Source organism: Streptomyces pactum (genome assembly GCF_016031615.1).
Taxonomy (GTDB): Bacteria; Actinomycetota; Actinomycetes; order Streptomycetales; family Streptomycetaceae; genus Streptomyces; species Streptomyces pactus.
Map to the genome: position 1 here is coordinate 3,671,140 of NZ_JACYXC010000001.1, position 19,555 is coordinate 3,690,694.

The 19,555-nt window shown below is 71.4% G+C and carries 15 protein-coding genes; 8 read left to right on the top strand and 7 right to left on the bottom strand.

What is annotated here, in order from left to right; genetic code table 11:
* The first annotated feature begins 97 nt into the window (after positions 1-97).
* Positions 98-1,462 carry an MATE family efflux transporter gene (locus IHE55_RS14545; protein ID WP_197989416.1) on the top strand — a complete coding sequence of 455 codons (1,365 nt, stop codon included), beginning with the start codon at positions 98-100 and terminating at the stop codon, positions 1,460-1,462.
* Positions 1,463-1,739: 277 nt separating this feature from the next.
* Here the strand turns inward: IHE55_RS14545 and rplI are convergent, their stop codons facing one another.
* From rplI to rpsF, 4 genes are all read right to left on the bottom strand, one after another.
* Positions 1,740-2,186, bottom strand: coding sequence for a 50S ribosomal protein L9 (rplI, locus tag IHE55_RS14550; protein WP_197989417.1), 447 nt, complete (start codon positions 2,184-2,186; stop codon positions 1,740-1,742).
* A gap of 18 nt (positions 2,187-2,204) precedes the next feature.
* Positions 2,205-2,441 (bottom strand): 30S ribosomal protein S18, encoded by a 237-nt coding sequence (gene rpsR / locus IHE55_RS14555; protein ID WP_003978893.1) that lies wholly within the window; start codon positions 2,439-2,441, stop codon positions 2,205-2,207.
* A gap of 158 nt (positions 2,442-2,599) precedes the next feature.
* Entirely contained in the window at positions 2,600-3,190 is a 591-nt protein-coding gene (locus IHE55_RS14560) for a single-stranded DNA-binding protein (protein ID WP_197989418.1), read from the bottom strand.
* A gap of 75 nt (positions 3,191-3,265) precedes the next feature.
* Complete coding sequence (gene rpsF, locus IHE55_RS14565; protein ID WP_006604399.1) at positions 3,266-3,556, bottom strand: 30S ribosomal protein S6; 291 nt, start codon at positions 3,554-3,556, stop codon at positions 3,266-3,268.
* A gap of 263 nt (positions 3,557-3,819) precedes the next feature.
* Between rpsF and IHE55_RS14570 the strand changes: the two genes are divergently transcribed.
* The 3 genes from IHE55_RS14570 to IHE55_RS14580 all read left to right on the top strand — a co-directional run bounded on the left by IHE55_RS14570 (position 3,820) and on the right by IHE55_RS14580 (position 6,542).
* Positions 3,820-4,143, top strand: a complete 324-nt coding sequence (locus tag IHE55_RS14570; RefSeq protein WP_197989419.1) for a hypothetical protein — start codon at positions 3,820-3,822, stop codon at positions 4,141-4,143.
* A 128-nt stretch (positions 4,144-4,271) separates the two neighbouring features.
* Positions 4,272-5,390: a lipid II:glycine glycyltransferase FemX gene (locus IHE55_RS14575; protein WP_197989420.1), complete on the top strand. Its 1,119-nt coding sequence runs from the start codon at positions 4,272-4,274 to the stop codon at positions 5,388-5,390.
* 120 nt (positions 5,391-5,510) lie between these two features.
* Positions 5,511-6,542 (top strand): alanine racemase, encoded by a 1,032-nt coding sequence (locus IHE55_RS14580; RefSeq protein ID WP_197989421.1) that lies wholly within the window; start codon positions 5,511-5,513, stop codon positions 6,540-6,542.
* Positions 6,543-6,852: 310 nt separating this feature from the next.
* Here the strand turns inward: IHE55_RS14580 and IHE55_RS14585 are convergent, their stop codons facing one another.
* Together IHE55_RS14585 and IHE55_RS14590 are read right to left on the bottom strand one after the other, a co-directional pair.
* Entirely contained in the window at positions 6,853-8,391 is a 1,539-nt protein-coding gene (locus IHE55_RS14585; RefSeq protein WP_197989422.1) for a glycosyltransferase family 87 protein, read from the bottom strand.
* 275 nt (positions 8,392-8,666) lie between these two features.
* On the bottom strand, positions 8,667-11,249 hold the full coding sequence (locus tag IHE55_RS14590; protein ID WP_197989423.1) for a transglycosylase domain-containing protein: 2,583 nt from the start codon (positions 11,247-11,249) through the stop codon (positions 8,667-8,669).
* Between the two features lie 356 nt (positions 11,250-11,605).
* Between IHE55_RS14590 and IHE55_RS14595 the strand changes: the two genes are divergently transcribed.
* The 3 genes from IHE55_RS14595 to IHE55_RS14605 all read left to right on the top strand — a co-directional run bounded on the left by IHE55_RS14595 (position 11,606) and on the right by IHE55_RS14605 (position 14,872).
* The gene (locus IHE55_RS14595) at positions 11,606-12,304 is read left to right on the top strand and encodes a PadR family transcriptional regulator (protein WP_197989424.1); all 699 of its coding nucleotides are present in this window, start codon (positions 11,606-11,608) and stop codon (positions 12,302-12,304) included.
* A gap of 51 nt (positions 12,305-12,355) precedes the next feature.
* Positions 12,356-13,438, top strand: a complete 1,083-nt coding sequence (locus IHE55_RS14600) for an inositol-3-phosphate synthase (protein WP_197989425.1) — start codon at positions 12,356-12,358, stop codon at positions 13,436-13,438.
* A 159-nt stretch (positions 13,439-13,597) separates the two neighbouring features.
* The gene (locus IHE55_RS14605; RefSeq protein WP_197989426.1) at positions 13,598-14,872 is read left to right on the top strand and encodes an MFS transporter; all 1,275 of its coding nucleotides are present in this window, start codon (positions 13,598-13,600) and stop codon (positions 14,870-14,872) included.
* 282 nt (positions 14,873-15,154) lie between these two features.
* Here IHE55_RS14605 and IHE55_RS14610 read toward each other — a convergent pair whose 3' ends face one another.
* Positions 15,155-16,642, bottom strand: a complete 1,488-nt coding sequence (locus IHE55_RS14610) for a CCA tRNA nucleotidyltransferase (RefSeq protein ID WP_197989427.1) — start codon at positions 16,640-16,642, stop codon at positions 15,155-15,157.
* 234 nt (positions 16,643-16,876) lie between these two features.
* Here IHE55_RS14610 and IHE55_RS14615 point away from each other — a divergent pair, with 234 nt between their 5' ends.
* Positions 16,877-19,273, top strand: coding sequence for a DUF6049 family protein (locus IHE55_RS14615; protein WP_197989428.1), 2,397 nt, complete (start codon positions 16,877-16,879; stop codon positions 19,271-19,273).
* The last annotated feature ends 282 nt before the right edge of the window (positions 19,274-19,555 follow it).

Consider the following 19,555-nt stretch of genomic DNA (forward strand, 5'->3'; position numbering starts at 1 on the left):
TCGCGACAAACGGCACAGAGAAGATCACTGCCCGCTACGCGATGTAAGGGCCACACTCCAGTTGTGTCTCTTACCTGTGGAAGATTAGATTGATGGCATGACACAGGCCACCGAGCACGCCCCGAAGGACCTGGACCCCACCTCCCGCGCCGCACGCCGCGGCCACGACCGCGAGATCATCGCGCTGGCCCTGCCGGCCTTCGCCGCGCTGGTCGCCGAGCCGCTCTTCGTCATGGTGGACAGCGCCGTGGTGGGCCATCTGGGCACCCCGCAGCTCGCCGGCCTCGGGGTGGCCGCCGCCCTGCTCACCACCGCCGTCAACGTCTTCGTCTTCCTCGCCTACGCCACCACCGCCGCGGTCGCCCGCCGGGTCGGAGCGGGCGACCTCCCCGGCGCCGTGCGGCAGGGAATGGACGGCGTCTGGCTCGCGCTCCTCCTCGGCGCCGCGCTGGTGGCCGTCGTCCTGCCCACCGCGCCGGCGCTCGTCGATCTCTTCGGTGCCTCCGCCACGGCGGCCCCGCACGCGGTGACCTATCTGCGGATCAGCTCGCTCGGCATCCCCGCGATGCTCGTGGTGCTGGCCGCCACCGGTGTCCTGCGCGGTCTCCAGGACACCCGCACCCCGCTGTACGTGGCGATCGGCGGCTTCACCGCCAACGCCGCGCTCAACGTCACGCTGGTGTACGGCGCCGGGCTGGGCATCGCCGGCTCCGCCTGGGGCACCGTGATCGCGCAGGCCGCCATGGCCGCCGCGTACCTGCTCGTCGTGGTGCGCGGCGCCCGCCGGCACGGCGCCTCGCTCCGCCCCGACCCGGCGGGCATACGCGCCTGCGCCCAGGCCGGGGTCCCGCTGCTGGTCCGCACCCTCTCGCTGCGGGCCATCCTGATGGTGGCCACCGCGGTCGCCGCCCGGCTCGGCGACGCCGATGTCGCGGCCCACCAGATCATCCTCACCCTGTGGAGCCTGCTCGCCTTCGCCCTGGACGCCATCGCCATCGCCGGCCAGGCCATCATCGGCCGCTACCTGGGCGCCGGGGACCGGGCCGGGGCGCAGGCGGCGTGCCGCCGGATGCTCCGGTGGGGCATCGTCTCCGGGGTGGTGCTCGGACTGCTGGTGGTGGCCACCCGCCCGCTGTTCATCCCGCTGTTCACCTCGGACGGGTCGGTCCACGACGCCCTGCTGCCCGCCCTGCTGGTGGTGGCGGTCACCCAGCCGGTGGCGGGCGTGGTCTTCGTCCTCGACGGCGTGCTGATGGGTGCCGGTGACGGGCCCTACCTCGCCTGGGCCATGATCGCCACCCTCGCGGTCTTCGCCCCGGTCGCCCTGCTGGTCCCCGTACTGGGCGGCGGACTCACCGCCCTGTGGTGGGCGATGGCGCTGATGATGACGGTCCGGATGGCCACCCTGTGGCTCCGCACCCGGTCCGGCCGGTGGATCGTCACCGGCGCCGTCCGTTCCTGACCTGAGGCCACCGGACACACCCGGCGGTGCCGCCGGCGCCGTCCTGGGTGCCGCGCCCGGGTCCATCCGGCCGATCCGGCCGGTAAGGGTCACCGCCGGCCCGCCCGGACCCGGCGCCCCGGGGATACCGAAGGGTCGGGAACACCGCGGGACCGGCGCCGCGGAAATGCCGGAGGGGCCGGGCCCCGGTCTCGCCGACCGGGTCCCGGCCCCTCCTTCACTCCTGGCCGCAGCCGGAGCATGACGTTCGCTCCCGCCGCGGCCGGAGCGTACGGCGTCAGGCCGCGACGACCTCGATGCCGACCTTCGCGGCGACCTCGGGGTGCAGACGCACGGACACCTGGTGCGCGCCCAGGGTCTTGATCGGGGCGGTCACCTCGATCCGGCGCTTGTCCACGTCCGGACCACCGGCGGCCTTGATCGCGGAGGCGATGTCGGCCTGGGTGATGGAGCCGAAGAGGCGGCCGGCCTCGCCGGCGCGGGTGCTCAGGCTGACCTTGACGCCCTCAAGCTGAGCCTTGATCTCGTTGGCCTGCTCGATCGTGGCGATCTCGCGGATCTTGCGGGCGCGGCGGATCTGCTCGACGTCCTTCTCGCCACCCTTGGTCCAGCGGATCGCGAAACCGCGCGGGACCAGGTAGTTGCGAGCGTAGCCGTCCTTGACGTCAACGACGTCACCTGCGGCACCGAGGCCGGAGACCTCGTGGGTGAGGATGATCTTCATGTTTCGGTCACCCTTCCCTTAGCGCGCGGTGGAGGTGTAGGGCAGCAGCGCCATCTCACGGCTGTTCTTCACGGCCGTGGCGACGTCACGCTGGTGCTGGGTGCAGTTGCCGGTGACCCGGCGGGCACGGATCTTGCCGCGGTCGGAGATGAACTTCCGCAGCAGGTTCGTGTCCTTGTAATCGACGTAGGAGATCTTCTCCTTGCAGAACACGCAAACCTTCTTCTTAGGCTTGCGAGCAGGCGGCTTCGCCATTGTCTCTCTCCAGTGTGATCAAGAAGTTTGTGCTGTCGCCCTGGCGACACCTGCCGGCCGTCGGCCCCGGCCCGCTCCCCGTGTTTCACGTGAAACGGCCCGATGCGCCGGACCCGGCCCGTTTCACGTGAAACGGAACCGGCACGGCCCGGCAGGGATCAGAAGGGCGGTTCGTCCGAGTAGCCGCCGGAGTTGCCGGAGCCGCCGCCCCAGCCGCCTCCGCCGCCGCCCTGCTGGGCGCCGCCGGACGGTCCGCCGGTGGCCCACGGGTCGTCGGCGGGAGCCCCGCCGCCCTGCTGGCCGCCGCCGGGGCCGCCGCCCCAGCCGCCGCCACCCTGGCCACCGCCACCGCCGCCGCCGAAGCCGCCGCCCTGACCGCCGCGGCCGGCGGTCTTGGTGACCTTGGCCGTGGCGTTCCGCAGGCTGGCGCCGACCTCATCGACGTCGAGCTCGTAGACCGTGCGCTTGACGCCCTCGCGGTCCTCGTAGGACCGCTGCTTCAGCCGGCCCTGGACGATGACGCGCATGCCGCGCTGGAGCGACTCGGCGACGTTCTCGGCCGCCTGCCGCCACACCGAGCAGGTCAGGAACAGGCTCTCGCCGTCCTTCCACTCGTTGGTCTGGCGGTCGAAGGTGCGGGGAGTGGACGCGACACGGAACTTCGCGACCGCCGCACCGGAAGGGGTGAAGCGCAGCTCGGGGTCATCGACAAGGTTGCCGACGACCGTGATGACGGTCTCGCCTGCCATTGGGGGAACCTCTCGGCGGGATTGCTGCTTGCTACTCGTTGCGATGCAGCCCGGTTACCGCTGAACGTCAGGCGTTCAGTGGGTCTCGGGACGGAGGACCTTGGTCCGGAGGACCGACTCGTTCAGGTTCATCTGGCGGTCGAGCTCCTTGACGACCGCAGGCTCGGCCTGCAGGTCGATGACCGAGTAGATGCCCTCAGGCTTCTTCTTGATCTCGTACGAGAGACGACGACGGCCCCAGGTGTCCACCTTCTCGACCTTCCCGTTGCCCTCGCGGACGACGGAGAGGAAGTTCTCGATCAGGGGGGAGACAGCGCGCTCCTCCAGATCGGGGTCGAGGATGACCATCACCTCGTAGTGACGCATGTAGAACCCACCTCCTTTGGACTCAAGCGGCCACGGTCGTTCCGTGGCAGGAGGGTCGTGATGCGTTCCGCACCGGGCGGACCGGCCTGCCGCTCCGCACCGCCCTCGGGCGGTACCGCGGCTCCGGGCAGACACCGGTGCAGACCGTACAGACTACCCGCCCCCGGGCTTCCGGTTGAAATCCGGCCGCGGATCCCCGCAATCTGTACGCATCGGGTGTGAGCGGCGTTACAGTTCGCCGCCTCGGTCACCGGAGGTGCCCCATGGCGCAAGCAGAACGGACCCAGCACGGCCGCGGCCTTCTCTCCTTCCTCGACACCGACGGCAAGCCCCATCCGGTCGAGGACGCCTTCGTCCTGGCGACCGTGGTGCTGGGCGTGATCGCCTTCGTCACCGCGCAGTTCCACAGCCTGCATCTGCTCAGTTCGTGGACCGGCCTGATCGGCGTGCTCACCGGGGCCCGCGGTCTGATGATCTCCGCCACCACCGCCGAGCGGTTCGCGGTGATCGTCGGCATGGGCGCCGCGGCGGTGGGTTTCTTCCTCAGCATGGCGCACGGCGGCCTCTTCGGCGGCGTGCTCGGCTGACGGGCCGCCGGGGGCCACCCGGGCGCACGCCCGTGGACCCCGGCGGGGCGCTCCTTGGTCACAGTAGGCTTCGGCGCGAGAGCCGGAGCCCCGACCATGGGGACAAACCTGCTTAAGGAGCGCCCCGCATGAGCCTGACCCTGAGGACGATCAGCCGAGAGCAGCATCTGGCGTACATCCAGAGCCTGCCCGCGGCCAGCCACATGCAGGTACCGGCATGGGCTGACGTCAAGGCGGAGTGGCGCTCGGAGAACCTGGGCTGGTTCGACCCGACCGGGCAGCTCGTCGGTGTCGGCCTCGTTCTCTACCGGCAGCTCCCCAAGATCAAGCGGTACCTCGCGTACCTGCCCGAGGGGCCGGTGATCAACTGGTACGCGCCGAACCTGGCGGACTGGCTGCAGCCGATGCTCGACCACCTCAAGCGGCAGGGCGCCTTCTCCGTGAAGATGGGCCCGCCGGTGGTCATCCGCCGCTGGGACGCCGGCGCCATCAAGGCCGGCATCCAGAACCCGGACGTGAAGCGGCTGCGCGACGTGGAGCCCACCCACATCGAGCCCCGCGCCTTCGAGGTCGCCGACCAGCTGCGGCGGATGGGCTGGCAGCAGGGGGAGGACGGCGGCGCCGGCTTCGGTGACGTCCAGCCGCGGTACGTCTTCCAGGTCCCGCTCGCCAACCGCTCGCTGGAGGACGTCCACAAGGGCTTCAACCAGCTGTGGCGGCGCAACATCAAGAAGGCCGAGAAGGCCGGGGTGCAGGTCGTCCAGGGCGGCTACGAGCACCTCGCCGAGTGGCAGCGGCTGTACGAGATCACCGCCGAGCGCGACAAGTTCCGGCCGCGCCCGCTCAGCTACTTCCAGCGCATGTGGAACGTCCTCAACACCGAGGACCCCAACCGCATGCGGTTGTACTTCGCGCTGCACGAGGGGGAGGCCGTCGCCGCCGCGACCATGCTGATCGTCGGCGGCCACGTCTGGTACTCCTACGGCGCCTCCGCCAACCACAAGCGCGAGGTGCGGCCGTCGAACGCGATGCAGTGGCGGATGCTCCAGGACGCCTACGGCCTGGGCGCCACCGTCTACGACCTGCGCGGCATCAGCGACTCCCTGGACGAGACCGACCACCTCTTCGGCCTCATCCAGTTCAAGGTGGGCACCGGCGGGCAGGCGGCCGAGTACCTGGGCGAGTGGGACTTCCCGCTCAACAAGCTGCTCCACAAGGCGCTGGACATCTACATGTCGCGGCGCTGACCAGCCGGACGCCCGCGGCGTCCCGCACCGCCGGCACCACCCCACCGCACGCGGGCCCGGCCCCGGGCCCTGCGACACTTCCGTCACACCTCAGCCACGAGAAAGGTTCCGGGTCCGTCCATGGCGCTCACCCTCTACGTCGACACCGCCCGCTGGCGGGCCCATCAGCACTCCGTCATCCAGCAGTTCCCGGGCATAGTCCCGGTCTGCAAGGGCAACGGCTACGGCTTCGGCCACGAGCGGCTGGCCGAGGAGGCCGCCCGCATCGGTGCCGACATCCTCGCCGTCGGCACCACCTACGAGGCCGCCCGGATGAAGGACTACTTCAGCGGGGACCTGCTGGTCCTGACCCCGTTCCGGCGGGGCGAGGAGCCGGTGCCGCTGCCCGACCGGGTGATCCGCTCGGTCTCCTCGGTGGACGGCGCCTACGGCCTGGCCGGCGCCCGGGTGGTGATCGAGGTCATGAGCAGCATGAAGCGGCACGGCGTCACCCCCGAGGAGCTGCCGCAGCTGCACGCGGCGATCGAGAACGTCCGGCTGGAGGGCTTCGCCATCCACCTGCCGCTGGACCGCACCGACGGCATGGACGCCGTCGAGGAGGTCATCGCCTGGATGGACCGGCTGCGCGCCGCCCGGCTGCCGCTGCACACCATGTACGTCAGCCACCTGAAGGCCGAGGAACTGGGCCGGCTCCAGCAGCAGTTCCCGCAGACCCGCTTCCGGGCCCGCATCGGCACCCGGCTCTGGCTGGGCGACCACGACGCCACCGAGTACCGGGGCGCGGTCCTGGACGTCACGCCCGTCGCCAAGGGCGACCGCTTCGGCTACCGCCAGCAGAAGGTGGCCTCGGACGGCTGCCTGGTGGTCGTCGCGGGCGGTACCTCGCACGGTGTCGGTCTGGAGGCGCCCAAGGCCATGCACGGCGTGATGCCGCGCGCCAAGGGAGTGGCCCGGGCCGGCCTGGCGACCGTCAACCGCAACCTGTCGCCGTTCGTCTGGGCCGGGAAGCAGCGCTGGTTCGCCGAGCCGCCGCACATGCAGGTGTCACTGCTCTTCGTCCCCGGTGACGTGGCCCCGCCGCAGGTGGGTGACGAGCTGGTGGCCTTCCTGCGGCACACCACCACCCAGTTCGACCGCCTCGTGGACCGCTGAGCCGACGGCGGCCGGCCCTTCGCCCGGGGCCGCGGCGGGCCCCGCGGCGGGCCGTAGACGACGGCGGGTCGATGACGGCGGCGGGGGGCCGGGGACGACGGCGGACCGTTGACGGGGGTGGGCCGCCCGGCCGGTGCCTGTGCCGTTTCCGCCGGGGCGCCCGCCCGGACCACCCCGGACCGCCCCTGGGTCCGGCGGCACGCCGGGACCGGGCCCGTACCGGGCTCACGGCACCGCCACGGGCGGCAGCACCGCCACGGGCGCACCGCGGACGGGTGACGGACCGCGGTGCCGCGGATGGTGCCGCGGATCAGGAGGCCCGTTCGGTCCCCCGGGCGGTGCCCCACTCCACCGGACCGTGACCACCGGCGCCGCCGCCCGGCGGCGGGCCGCCGTGGAAGCCCTGCCGGGCGGCGTACAGCCGGTCGTGCGCCGCACCGAGCACCACCCGGTCCGCGGCCCCGTCGAGCACCCCGCCCGAGGGGTCGTCGGAACCGTCCCGGCGCACCACGTCCCGCTCCGGCACCAGGATGTCGCGCACCACCAGCGCGCACAGGTACAGGGTGCCCAGCAGGTGGATCACGATGGCCAGCTGGTAGCCGTCCGGCGGCAGCCCCCGGTGGGCGTTGCCGCCGTTGAGGTACGCCAGGTACATCCACACGCCCACGAAGTACAGCACCTGGGTGGCCTGCCAGATCAGGAAGTCCCGCCAGCGGGGCCGGGCCAGCGCGGCGAGCGGCACCAGCCAGAGCACGTACTGCGGGGAGTACACCTTGTTGGTCACCGCGAAGGCGGCGACCACCAGGAAGGCCAGCTGCGCCAGGCGCGGGCGGCGGGGCGCGCACAGGGCCAGCGCGGCCACCCCGGCACAGGCCAGCACCATCAGCGCGACGGCGTAGGTGTTGGCATCCTTGAGCGGGTCGCCGGTCCGCTGGGAGATGATCAGCCAGAACGAGCCGAGGTCCACGGCCCGCTCCTCGCTGAAGGTGTAGAACCTCGTCCACCCCTCGCGGACGTGCAGCCCCCCGCTCGTGGAGAGCATCACCGGGACGTTCACCAGCAGCCAGGCGCCCAGCGCCCCGCCGAACGTCGCGGCGAAGGCCCGCAGCCGCCCGGCGCGCAGGCACAGCAGCAGCAGCGGGCCCAGCAGCAGCAGCGGATAGAGCTTGGCGGCCGTCGCCAGGCCCAGCAGGACGCCGGCGGCCAGCGGCCGGCTCCGCGACCACAGCAGCATCGCGGCGGCGGTCAGCGCGACCGCGAACAGGTCCCAGTTGATGGTGGCGGTGAGCGCGAACGCCGGGGCCAGCGCCACCAGCAGCGCGTCCCAGGGGCGGCGGCGGTGCGTCCGCGCGACGCAGACGGCGATCACCGCCGCGCAGGCCATCAGCATCCCCGCGTTGACCATCCAGTACATCCGGGCCTCGTCCTGCACCCCGCCGTCCGGCGTCAGCCAGGCGGCGACCTGCATGAACAGCCCGGTGAGCACCGGGTACTCCAGGTACGCCATGCCGCCCGAGAGGTCGTCGGGGATGCGGTCGAAGTAGGGGACCACCCCGCCGGCGAAGCCGCGGCTGCGGTACAGGTGCGGGATGTCGGAGTAGCAGGCGTGGGTGTACTGGCTGGTGGCGCTCTCGAACCAGTCGCCGCCGTAGCAGGGGGCCTTCTGCGCCATGCCCAGCGCGAACATCCCCAGGGCGACGAGCGCGATCACCCGCACCGGTGTCCACCAGCTGATCCCGATGAGCGCGTGGCGCCCCGCCGGCCCGCCGATCAGCTCGCTGCCGGCCGCGGCGACTTCGTCCTCGGCGGTCGGCAGCACCGGCCGGGCATCGTCAGGCACGCTCCTCATGCGGGCCATCCTGCCGTACCCGCCCGCCCGGGTGGCTGAGGACCGCACCACATGCCGGACGGTGAGGGGGTGCGCCCACCCCGCGGCCCGGACGGCCCGTCCGGCTCCTCCCGGTGGCTCCGCCGCCTGCGTGGGGCCCTCCGGCGCTCCGGACCGCACCAGCCGGCGCGGGAACGCGAACGGCCGCGGCCGTGCGGAGCGCTGTGCTCCGCACGGCCGCGGCCGGTGCCCTGCGAGGCCGGTCCGGGTGCCCCGGTGTGCCGGGGCGGGACCGGTCAGTCCCGGCGGTAGCCCGCCGGACCGCCGAACCAGTCCCCTCCGCTGTCGTCGGTCGGGGTGGGGGCGGTGCTCGGTGTCTCGGACTCCTCGCCGCCCGGTCCGCCACCGGGCCCGCCGTCCTGGCCACCGGGCCGTCCGCCGCCCGGCCCGCCGTTCTGGCCGCCGTTCTCCTCCTCGCAGTCGAGGTCGAGCGGGTCACAGCTGCCGTCCGGAGAGCTGGGCTCGGTGCTCGGGGTCTCGGTGGACGGAGTGGTGGACGGGGTGGTGGACGGGGTCTTCGACGGCGTCTTCGACGGCGGCGCGGTGGTCGGGTCGGGGCTGGCCCCGTTGCCGAACACCTCCTCGCCGATCGGCTCCGGCTCCGGGAACGACTTGACCGGGGTGCCCTTGTGCGCCGCCGTCATGTAGTCCGCGAAGATCTCGGACGGGAACGAGGCACCGTGGATCGTCGCCTCGCCGCCCACGCCGTACATCGGCAGGAACTTCTTGTCGGCGCCCTCGGCGTTGTCGTCGATGCGCCACATGCCGATCGCGGTGGACAGCTGCGGGGTGTAGCCGGCGAACCAGGCGGACTTGTTGTCGTCGGTGGTACCGGTCTTGCCCGCCGCCGGACGGCCGATCTGCGCGTTGGTGCCGGTGCCGTTCTCCACCACGCCCTTCAGCACGTCGGTGACGTTGTCCGCGACCGCCTGCTCGAAGGCCCGCTCGGGCTTCTCGGCGTGCTTCCAGATCTCCACGCCGTCCTTCTCGATCGTCTCCACCGAGTAGGGGTCGGCCTGCATCCCGCGGGCCGCGAAGGTCGCGTAACCGCCGGCCAGGTTGATGGCGCTGGGGGCCGAGGTGCCCAGGGAGAAGGTCGGGGTGAGCGAGGTGAACTCGTCCTTGTCCAGGCCGGCGTTCACCGCCGCGTCCCGCACCTTGTCCACGCCGACGTCCATGCCCAGCTGGATGAAGGGGGTGTTCGCCGACTTCTCCATCGCGGTGCGCAGGTCGATCCGGCCGTAGTCCTCGTTGCCGTCGTTCTTCTGGTGCCACTCCTTGCCGTTCTCGTCCGTCCAGACGGTCCCGTCGTACTTGCGGAGGGCCAGCTTGTTGTCGCCGTCGTAGACGCTGTCCGGGGACACCTTGGTCCGCATGGACGCGGGCTGCTCCTCGCCGCCCGAGGGGTCGCGCTTGCCGTCGGTCATCGCGGCGGCGAGCACAAAGGGCTTGAACGTCGAGCCGACCTGCACACCGGTGTAGTCGGAGTTGTTGATCCAGTGCTCCAGGGCGTCCTGACCGCCGTAGACCGCGACGATCTTGCCGGTCCCCGGTTCCACGGACGCGCCGCCGAACTGCACGTACTTGTCGGTGTCCGGCCGCAGCTTCGGCTTGATGTTCTCCTTCTGCACCTTCTCCACCGCGGCCGAGAGCTGCTGCACCTTCTTCTTGTCGAAGGTGGTGTGGATCTGGTAGCCGCCCTTGTCCAGCTCGGCGCGGCTGATGTCGGTGTGCTTGACGATGTACTCGTCGGCGAGGTTGGTGAGGTAACCGATCTGGCCGGCCTTGTTCGTCGCCGGCTTCGGCCGCTGCGGCATGGGGAAGCCCTTGGCCACCCACTTGTCGCGGTCGGCATCGCTCATGTGGTCGGTCTCGACCTCGCGCTTGAGGATCCACTCCCAGCGGTTCTTCGCCCGCTCCAAATTCTTCTCCGCAGTGGCGGCGGAGCCGATGCCGCCGTGCGGGTCGTAGAGGTTCGGACCGTTGAGGGTGGCGGCGAGGAAGGCGGCCTCACTCGGGTTGATCTCGTCGGCGTCCTTGTTGTAGTAGGCGCGGGAGGCCGCCTGGATGCCGTAGGCACCGCGTCCGTAGAACGCGGTGTTGAGGTACCCGGCGAGGATGTCCTCCTTCTCCTGGGTGGCACCCACCTTGATCGCGATGAAGAGCTCGGTGACCTTGCGCTTGATCGTCTGTTCCTGGCCCAGGTACGTGTTCTTCACGTACTGCTGGGTGATGGTGGAACCGCTCTGGGTGGTGCCGCCCTTGGCCATGTTGACCACGGCGCGGGCGATACCCATCGGGTCCACGCCCTTGTCCTGGTAGAAGCTGGCGTTCTCCGCCGCGATCACCGCGTCCTGCATCGACTTGGAGATCTTGCTCAGCGGGACGATCTGACGGTTGTAGTCACCCCCGCCGGAGACCACCATCTGCTCGCCGTTGGACCAGTAGTAGACGTTCTTCTGGACCTGCGCCGCGGCGGCCGGGCTGGGCACCTTCACGATCATCAGGCCGATGCCGACCGCGCCGATGAGCAGCACGATGAAGAACAGGAAGGAGCCGGTGACCAGCTTCCAGGACGGCACCCAGCGGCGGAAGCCGCTCTTGCCCGCGCGCGGGTAGTCGATGAAGCGCTTCTTGCCCGGCGGCCGGGCCGAGGCCCGGCCGCCGTAGGGGCGCTCCTCACTGTGCGGCGCCGCCTCCGAGCCGGAGGCGCTGTGCGGCGGCGCTGCACGACGGCCGGGCGGCTGCTGGGCGGCACGCCGGGCCGCTGCTCGTCCACCGCCCTGAGGCTGCGGTGGCTTGCGACGGTGCTCGCTCATTGGAACGACTACTCCTCGGGCAGGCGTTATCGCCTGAAAGCGGCAGGTGGCTTCCGGTCCCCCCGAGTGCGCTCCGGCCGCTGGCCGCGTCCGGGCGCACCGCGTCCAGGACGATGACGCTCGGCGGCGCCATTCGGTTCCTGGAGATCTGCATGGCGAACAGACTACGCACGCTCAAAACTCGCCGACCCGCCATCTTCACTCCAAACCTGACAGGTTGACCACAAGGAATCCCTGATGTGACGCCGTTCACCGTGGCCCCTCTTGTCCCCGGGGGGTGCTCGTTCTATCGTCTGGATGTATCGGCTCGATACATCAGCTCGGCATAAGCGACGGCGACGGCAAGGAAGGCGGGGATGAGCAGACGCTCCGGCATCCTGGAATTCGCCGTCCTCGGCCTGCTCCGAGAGTCGCCCATGCACGGCTATGAGCTGCGGAAACGCCTCAACACCTCGCTCGGGGTGTTCCGCGCCTTCAGCTACGGGAGCCTGTACCCCTGCCTCAAGACGCTGGTCGCCAACGGCTGGCTGGTCGAGGAGCCGGGGACCGCGGGGGAGGACGCCCTCGCCTCATCGCTCTCGGGCCGCCGGGCGAAGATCGTCTACCGGCTGACGGCCGCGGGGAAGGAGCGCTTCGAGGAGCTGCTCGCCCACACCGGCCCGGACGCCTGGGAGGACGAGCACTTCGGCGTCCGCTTCGCCTTCTTCGGCCAGACCTCCCGCGATGTGCGCATGCGCGTGCTGGAGGGGCGGCGCAGCCGCCTGGAGGAGCGCCTGGAGAAGATGCGGGCCTCGCTGGCCCGCACCCGCGAGCGCCTCGACGACTACACCCTGGAGCTCCAGCGCCACGGCATGGAGTCGGTGGAGCGCGAGGTCCGCTGGCTGAACGAGCTGATCGAGAGTGAGCGGGCGGGGCGCGACCAGCGCGGTGATCCCGCCGCACCGGAGTCCCCCGGGCCCAGTGCCGGGGAACAGCACCGGTCAGAAGAGACGGGCGGCCTGCCCCGGCACCGGGGTGGTTCCCGGCCGGATCCGTCCGATGACACCACCAAGTGAGCGCCTGCACTTCCGCAGGGCTCTGTCTAGTACGAACAGGGAGCAACCGGAATGGGTTCGGTTCGCGTAGCCATCGTCGGTGTGGGGAACTGCGCCGCGTCGCTGGTGCAGGGCGTCGAGTACTACAAGGACGCCGACCCGAACAGCCGTGTGCCGGGTCTGATGCACGTGCAGTTCGGCGACTACCACGTCCGTGACGTGGAGTTCGTGGCCGCCTTCGACGTGGACGCGAAGAAGGTCGGCCTCGACCTCGCGGACGCCATCGGCGCCAGCGAGAACAACACCATCAAGATCTGCGACGTTCCCACCACGGGCGTCACGGTGCAGCGTGGCCACACCCTGGACGGTCTGGGCAAGTACTACCGCCAGACCATCGACGAGTCCCCCGAGGCCCCCGTGGACGTCGTCCAGGTCCTCAAGGACAAGCAGGTGGACGTGCTCGTCTGCTACCTGCCGGTCGGCTCCGAGGACGCGGCGAAGTTCTACGCCCAGTGCGCCATCGACGCCAAGGTCGCGTTCGTCAACGCGCTGCCGGTCTTCATCGCCGGCACCAAGGAGTGGGCGGACAAGTTCACCGAGGCCGGCGTGCCGATCGTCGGTGACGACATCAAGTCGCAGGTCGGCGCCACCATCACGCACCGCGTGATGGCCAAGCTGTTCGAGGACCGGGGCGTCATCCTGGACCGCACCATGCAGCTGAACGTCGGCGGCAACATGGACTTCAAGAACATGCTGGAGCGCGACCGCCTGGAGTCCAAGAAGATCTCCAAGACGCAGGCCGTCACCTCGCAGATCCCCGACCGCGACATGGGCGAGAAGAACGTCCACATCGGCCCGTCCGACTACGTGGCCTGGCTCGACGACCGCAAGTGGGCCTACGTCCGCCTGGAGGGCCGCGCGTTCGGTGACGTCCCGCTGAACCTGGAGTACAAGCTGGAGGTCTGGGACTCCCCGAACTCCGCCGGCGTCATCATCGACGCGCTCCGCGCCGCGAAGATCGCCAAGGACCGCGGCATCGGCGGCCCGATCCTCTCCGCCTCCTCGTACTTCATGAAGTCCCCGCCGGTCCAGTACTTCGACGACGAGGCCCGCGAGAGCGTGGAGAAGTTCATCAAGGGCGAGGTCGAGCGCTGAGCACGCCCTCGGCCGCCGGGCGGACCGGCACCACGGGTCCCCGTCCGGCCCGCGGCGCCGGCGCTCCCCGCTGACCGGCACCGCCCGGTCGGAACTTCCTGATCACGGGCCCCCGGGTCACTCCCCCGGGGGCCCGCGGCATGTGTGAGGCTGAGCACCATGCCCGTCGTACGTGATCTGCGCGTGCTGCTCCGGCTGCGCGACTTCCGGCGCCTGCTCGCCGTCCGGCTGCTGTCCCAGACGGCCGACGGCGTCTACCAGGTGGCCCTCGCCACGTACGTGGTCTTCTCCCCGGAGAAGGAGACCTCGGCGGCGGCCATCGCCTCCGCCATGGCCGTGCTCCTGCTGCCGTACTCGCTCCTCGGGCCGTTCGCCGGGGTGCTGCTGGACCGCTGGCGCCGCCGCCAGGTTCTGCTCCACGGCAACCTGCTGCGCGGCGCCCTCGCCGCGGGAACCGCCGTCCTCGTCCTCGCCGACGTGCCCGACTGGCTCTTCTACGCCTCCGCCCTGTCGGTGACCGCCGTCAACCGCTTCGTCCTCGCCGGCCTGTCGGCCGCCCTGCCCCGGGTGGTGCACGGCCCGGAGCGGCTGGTCATGGCCAACGCGCTCTCCCCGACCGCGGGGACCCTGGCGGCGACGGCCGGCGGCGGTCTCGCCTTCCTGCTGCGGCTCGCCGCCCCGGCCGGGGAGGCCGCCGCGGACGCCCTGACCGTGCTGTTCGGCGCGGTGGTCTACATCGCCGCCGCGCTCGCCACCCTGCGGATGTCCCCCGGGCTCCTCGGGCCGGACCCGAGCCAGGTGCGGCCCGGGCTGCTCCAGGTGCTGGCGAGCACCGCCCGGGGGCTCGCCGCCGGGCTGCGCCACCTGGGCCGGCGGCCGTCCGCCGCGCGCACGCTGGCCGCCATGACGCTGATGCGCTTCAACTACGGGGCCCTCACCGTGATGGTGCTGATGCTCTGCCGGTACGCCTGGGGGAACGGTGACGAGGAGACCGGCGGGCTCGCCCTGCTGGGGCTCGCGGTGGCCGTCTCGGGCGCCGGGTTCTTCGCCGCCGCGGTGATCACCCCGTGGGCGGTGGGGCGGTTCGGCACCGTGGGCTGGATCGGGGTGTGCGCGGGCGGGGCGGCCGTCCTGGTGCCGGCCCTGGGGCTGCCGTTCCGGCCCGCGCCGATGCTGGCCGCGGCGTTCGTCCTCGGGCTCGCCACCCAGGGCGGCAAGATCGCCACCGACACCGCCGTCCAGGCCGCCGTGGACGACGCCTACCGGGGCCGCATCTTCTCCCTCTACGACGTGCTCTTCAACGTGGCCTTCGTGGGCGCCGCCGGGGTGGCCGCGCTGATGCTTCCCTCCGACGGCCGGTCCCCGGCCCTGGTGGTGACGGTGGCCCTCGTCTACGCCGCCGTCATCCCGGTCACCGGACTGCGCCGGCGGTGAGCCCCGTCGGCGGGGACGGAGACAGGGGCGGAGGTGGAGACGGAGGCGGAGGCGGTGAAGGCGGCGGGCCGGGGAACGGCCCCGCCCGCCCCGGGCCCGGTGAGGGCCGGGTGCGGCCGCCCGGTCCGGTGGCGGACGGCGAGCAGCAACACGAGAGCGACGGAACGACGGAAGAACACCGAGGGCGGCGCTCCCCGTGGTTTCACGTGAAACACCGCCCTCGGCGAGGCGCCCCGCCCTGCGGTGTTTCACGTGAAACATCCGGGACGGACCTGCCCGCGTTCAGTCCCGGGACTGCTCCGCCCACCACTCCTTCAGGGCCGTGACCGCCGCGTCCCGCTCCATCGGGCCGTGCTCCATCCGCAGCTCCAGCAGGTGCTTGTACGCCTGCCCGACCTGCGGACCCGGCCCGATCCCGAGGATCTCCATGATCTCGTTGCCGTCCAGGTCCGGCCGGATGGCGTCCAGCTCCTCCTGCTCCTGGAGCCGTGCGATCCGCTCCTCCAGCCCGTCGTAGGCGCGGGCCAGCGCGTTCGCCTTCCTCCGGTTGCGGGTGGTGCAGTCCGAGCGGGTCAGCTTGTGCAGCCGGTCCAGCAGCGGCCCCGCGTCCCGTACGTACCGGCGCACGGCCGAGTCGGTCCACTCCCCGGTGCCGTAGCCGTGGAACCGCAGGTGGAGTTCGACCAGCCGGGAGACGTCCTTCACCAGCTCGTTGGAGTACTTCAGCCGGGTCATCCGGTACTTGGTCATCTTCGCGCCCACCACCTCGTGGTGGTGGAAGGAGACCCGGCCGTCCTTCTCGAAACGGCGGGTCTTCGGCTTGCCGATGTCGTGGAGGAGCGCGGCGAGCCGCAGCACCAGGTCGGGGCCCTCGTCCTCCAGGTCGATCGCCTGCTCCAGCACCGTCAGGGTGTGCTCGTAGACGTCCTTGTGGCGGTGGTGCTCGTCGCGCTCCAGCCGCAGCGCCGGCAGCTCGGGCAGCACCCGGGCCGCCAGCCCGGTGTCCACCAGCAGCCGCAGCCCCTTCCGCGGCTGCGACGCCAGCACCAGCTTGTTGAACTCGTCCCGCACCCGCTCCGCCGAGACGATGTCGATCCGCTCGGACATCGCGGTCATCGCCGCGACCACCTCGGGCGCCACCTCGAAGTCCAGCTGGGCGGCGAAGCGCGCCGCCCGCATCATCCGCAGCGGGTCGTCGGAGAAGGACTCCTCGGGCGTGCCGGGGGTCCGCAGCACCCGGGCCGCCAGGTCCTCCAGGCCGTGGTGCGGGTCGATGAACTCCTTCTGCGGCAGTGCCACCGCCATGGCGTTGACCGTGAAGTCCCGGCGCACCAGGTCCTCCTCGATCGAGTCGCCGTAGGAGACCTCCGGCTTGCGGGAGGTCCGGTCGTACGCTTCCGACCGGTACGTGGTGATCTCGATCTGATAGTCCTGAACGGCCTCGGCGCCGGGCCCCCGCTTCCGGCAGCCCACCGTGCCGAAGGCGATGCCGACCTCCCACACCGCGTCGGCCCACGGCCGCACGATCCGCAGCACGTCCTGGGGCCGGGCGTCGGTGGTGAAGTCCAGATCGTTGCCGAGCCTGCCGAGCAGCGCGTCGCGTACGGACCCGCCGACCAGGGCAAGCGTGAACCCGGCCTCCTGGAAGCGACGGGCGAGATCGTCGGCGACGGGGGACACCCGCAGCAGCTCGCTCACCGCACGGCGCTGCGCCTGGCTGAGCTCGGTGGTCGGCTGCGGGGCAAGGCTGTCATTGTTGGCATTCGGCACAACAGGACAGGGTACGTGCCCGCAGGCCGGACGGCCTCCGCGTTCACCCCGTACCGCCACCCACCGACCATCGGGACACCATCCCGGCATCACCCGGTGCTCACCGGACGGATCGCGCCGATGTGATGGCGATCTTGTGTAACCCTCCGCAGCACGCCGCTCCACCCGGCATCGTTACGATGCGAGGACGCACATCACGACGACCACTGACGATGACGAGGGACGGGCGAGCGCGTGGCCGAGGCGGCAGAGTTCCCGGGGACCCCTTCTGCTCCTGCTCCTGCCCGGCGGTGGGTCCGACGGACCGCGGCACTGCTCGCGGGGGTGCCGCTGCTCGCCGGGCTGATTCACCTCCCCGCCGCCCCGGCCGCCCAGGCCCGGGCCCAGGCGCACGGCCAGCAGCAGGCCCGGCCCACCGGGTCCCGGACCGTGGACGTCGCGATCGCCTCCCTCACGCCCGCGGTTGTCACCGGAGACGGCACCGTCACGGTCACCGGCACCGTCACCAACGAGGGTGCCGCCACGGTGCGGGACGCCTATGTGGCGCTGCGGATCGGCCCGCTGAAGAACAGCCGTACCGCCATCGCCGACACCGCCCGGCGCAAGGGCTACGAGCCCTCGCTGGACGGCACCGAGATACGCGGCACCTACAGCAGGAGCATCGGCGAGCTGCGGGCCGGCGCCAGCCGCCCGTTCCGGCTCGCCGTCCCCACCGACCAGCTCAACCTCACCGACGCCGGCTCCTACCAGCTCGGCGTCTCGCTCACCGGGCAGACCTCCGAGCGTCCCTGGCCGCAGGTGCTGGGCATAGAGCGGACGTTCCTGCCCTGGCAGCCCTCCGCCGCGTCGAAGAAGACCCGGCTCACCTTCCTCTGGCCACTGATCACCACCACCCGTCTCACGGCGCGGACGGGCACCGACGAACAGCAGAGCCCGATCTTCCGGGACGACACCCTCACGGCCGAGCTGAGCCCCGGGGGGCGACTGCACCAGCTGGTGACCCTGGGCAAGGACCTCCCCGTCACCTGGGTGATCGACCCCGACCTGCTCGCCACCGTGGACGCCATGACCAAGCCCTACGAGGTCGAGGCGGAGGACGACACCACCGTCCCCGGCAAGGGCGGCGAGGTGGCCGAGAAGTGGCTCGGCGAGCTGGAGCGGGCCGTGGCGGGCAAGGAGGTCGTGGCCCTCCCGTTCGCCGACCCCGACCTGGCCTCGCTCGCGCACCGCGGCAAGAACGTCTCCGGGTCCCTGAGCCACCTCCAGACCGCCACCGAACTCGCCTCGGTCACCGTGGAGTCCGTCCTGGGCGTCGAGGCGCGCACCGACTTCGCCTGGCCGGTGGACGGTGCGATCGACTCCTCGATCATGGACGTCGCCACCTCCGCCGGTGCCCGCAACGTCATCGCCCGCAGCGACAGCCTCAAGGAGACCGGCGGGCTGCTCTACACGCCCAGCGCCGCCCGGCAGACCGGCGGCGGCAACACCGTGGTCGTCGCGGACGCCCGGCTCTCCACCTCCTTCGCCGGTGACATGTCGAAGGCGTCCAACCGCACCCTGGCCGTCCAGTGGTTCCTCGCCCAGACCCAGATGATCACCCGGCAGGCCCCGGAGAAGCAGCGCAGCATCCTGGTCGCCCCCCAGCGGATGCCCACCGCGCGTCAGGCCGAGGCCATGGCCGCGGCCCTGAAGTGCCTGTCCGGGGACCGCTGGAGCGTGCCGCAGGGGCTGCGGCAGACCGCCGCTGCCACACCGGACCCGGCCGCCACCCAGCGGCTGCCCGGGCGGAAGGCGTACAGCAGGACGCTGCGCGGCAGGGAACTGCCCACCGGGGCGTTCGACGACTTCAAGAAGACCAAGGCCGCCCTCGACCAGTTCGAGGAGATCCTCACCGCCCGGGACCGGGTCGTCACTCCCTTCGGCACCGCGATCCTGCGCGGGCTGTCCACCTCGTGGCGCGGCCGGCCGCAGGCCGCCGGCGACTTCCGGCACGCGGTGTCGAGCGATCTGGAGGTGCTCACCGGCCACGTCAAGCTGATCCCCAAGTCCACCATCACGCTCTCCGGGCGCAGCGCCACCATCCCGGTCACCGTGCAGAACGGCCTGCTGCAGAGCGTCGACGGCCTCCATCTGCGGCTGAGCTCCTCCCAGGACAACCGGCTCGCGGTGGGGGAGCCGCAGCCGATCCGGATCGAGGGCGGCCACAGCCAGTCCGTGAAGTTCGGCACCACCGCCAACGCCAACGGCCGGGTCCAGGTGACCGCCCAGCTCTACACCGCCGACAACCGGCCCTACGGCGCACCCATGCGGTTCGAGGTGAACGTCACCGAGGCCACCCAGACCGTCATCCTGGTCATCGCCGGCGGTGTGCTGCTGCTGGTCCTGGCCGGTCTGCGGATCTACCTCCAGCGCAAGCGCCGCGCAAACAGTGACGAGGGCAACAAGGACACCCCGGAGGACGACGGCGGAGAACGGGCAGGGGCCCGGGACACCGCCACCGACGAGGGCGAACAGGCGGGCGACGGCGGCACCACGGATGCCACCGTTCCGGGGCAGCCGAGTGACCTGACACCGGACACCGGTTCGCAAAGCCCTGAGCCATCCGGCTCAGGTGAGAAAGTGGACCATTGAGCACTGGTGGGGCCGATCCGGCCGCGGACGATGAGGTGGGGTAGCGATGAACGCGCCGTACGACGGTGATCGCGGCCATGGCCCGGGTGAGAACCCGGCCGGCCCGGTCCCGCCGCATCCCGCCCCGTCCGGGCACTACCCGGAACCGCACCAGCAGGACCCGTACCTCGGCGACCCCCGGCAGGTCTCCTACGGGCAGCTGCCCTATGTGCAGGACCCCTACCTGCACGACCCCTACGTCACCGGGTCCTTCGAGCCGTACCCGTACCAGGACCCCTACGC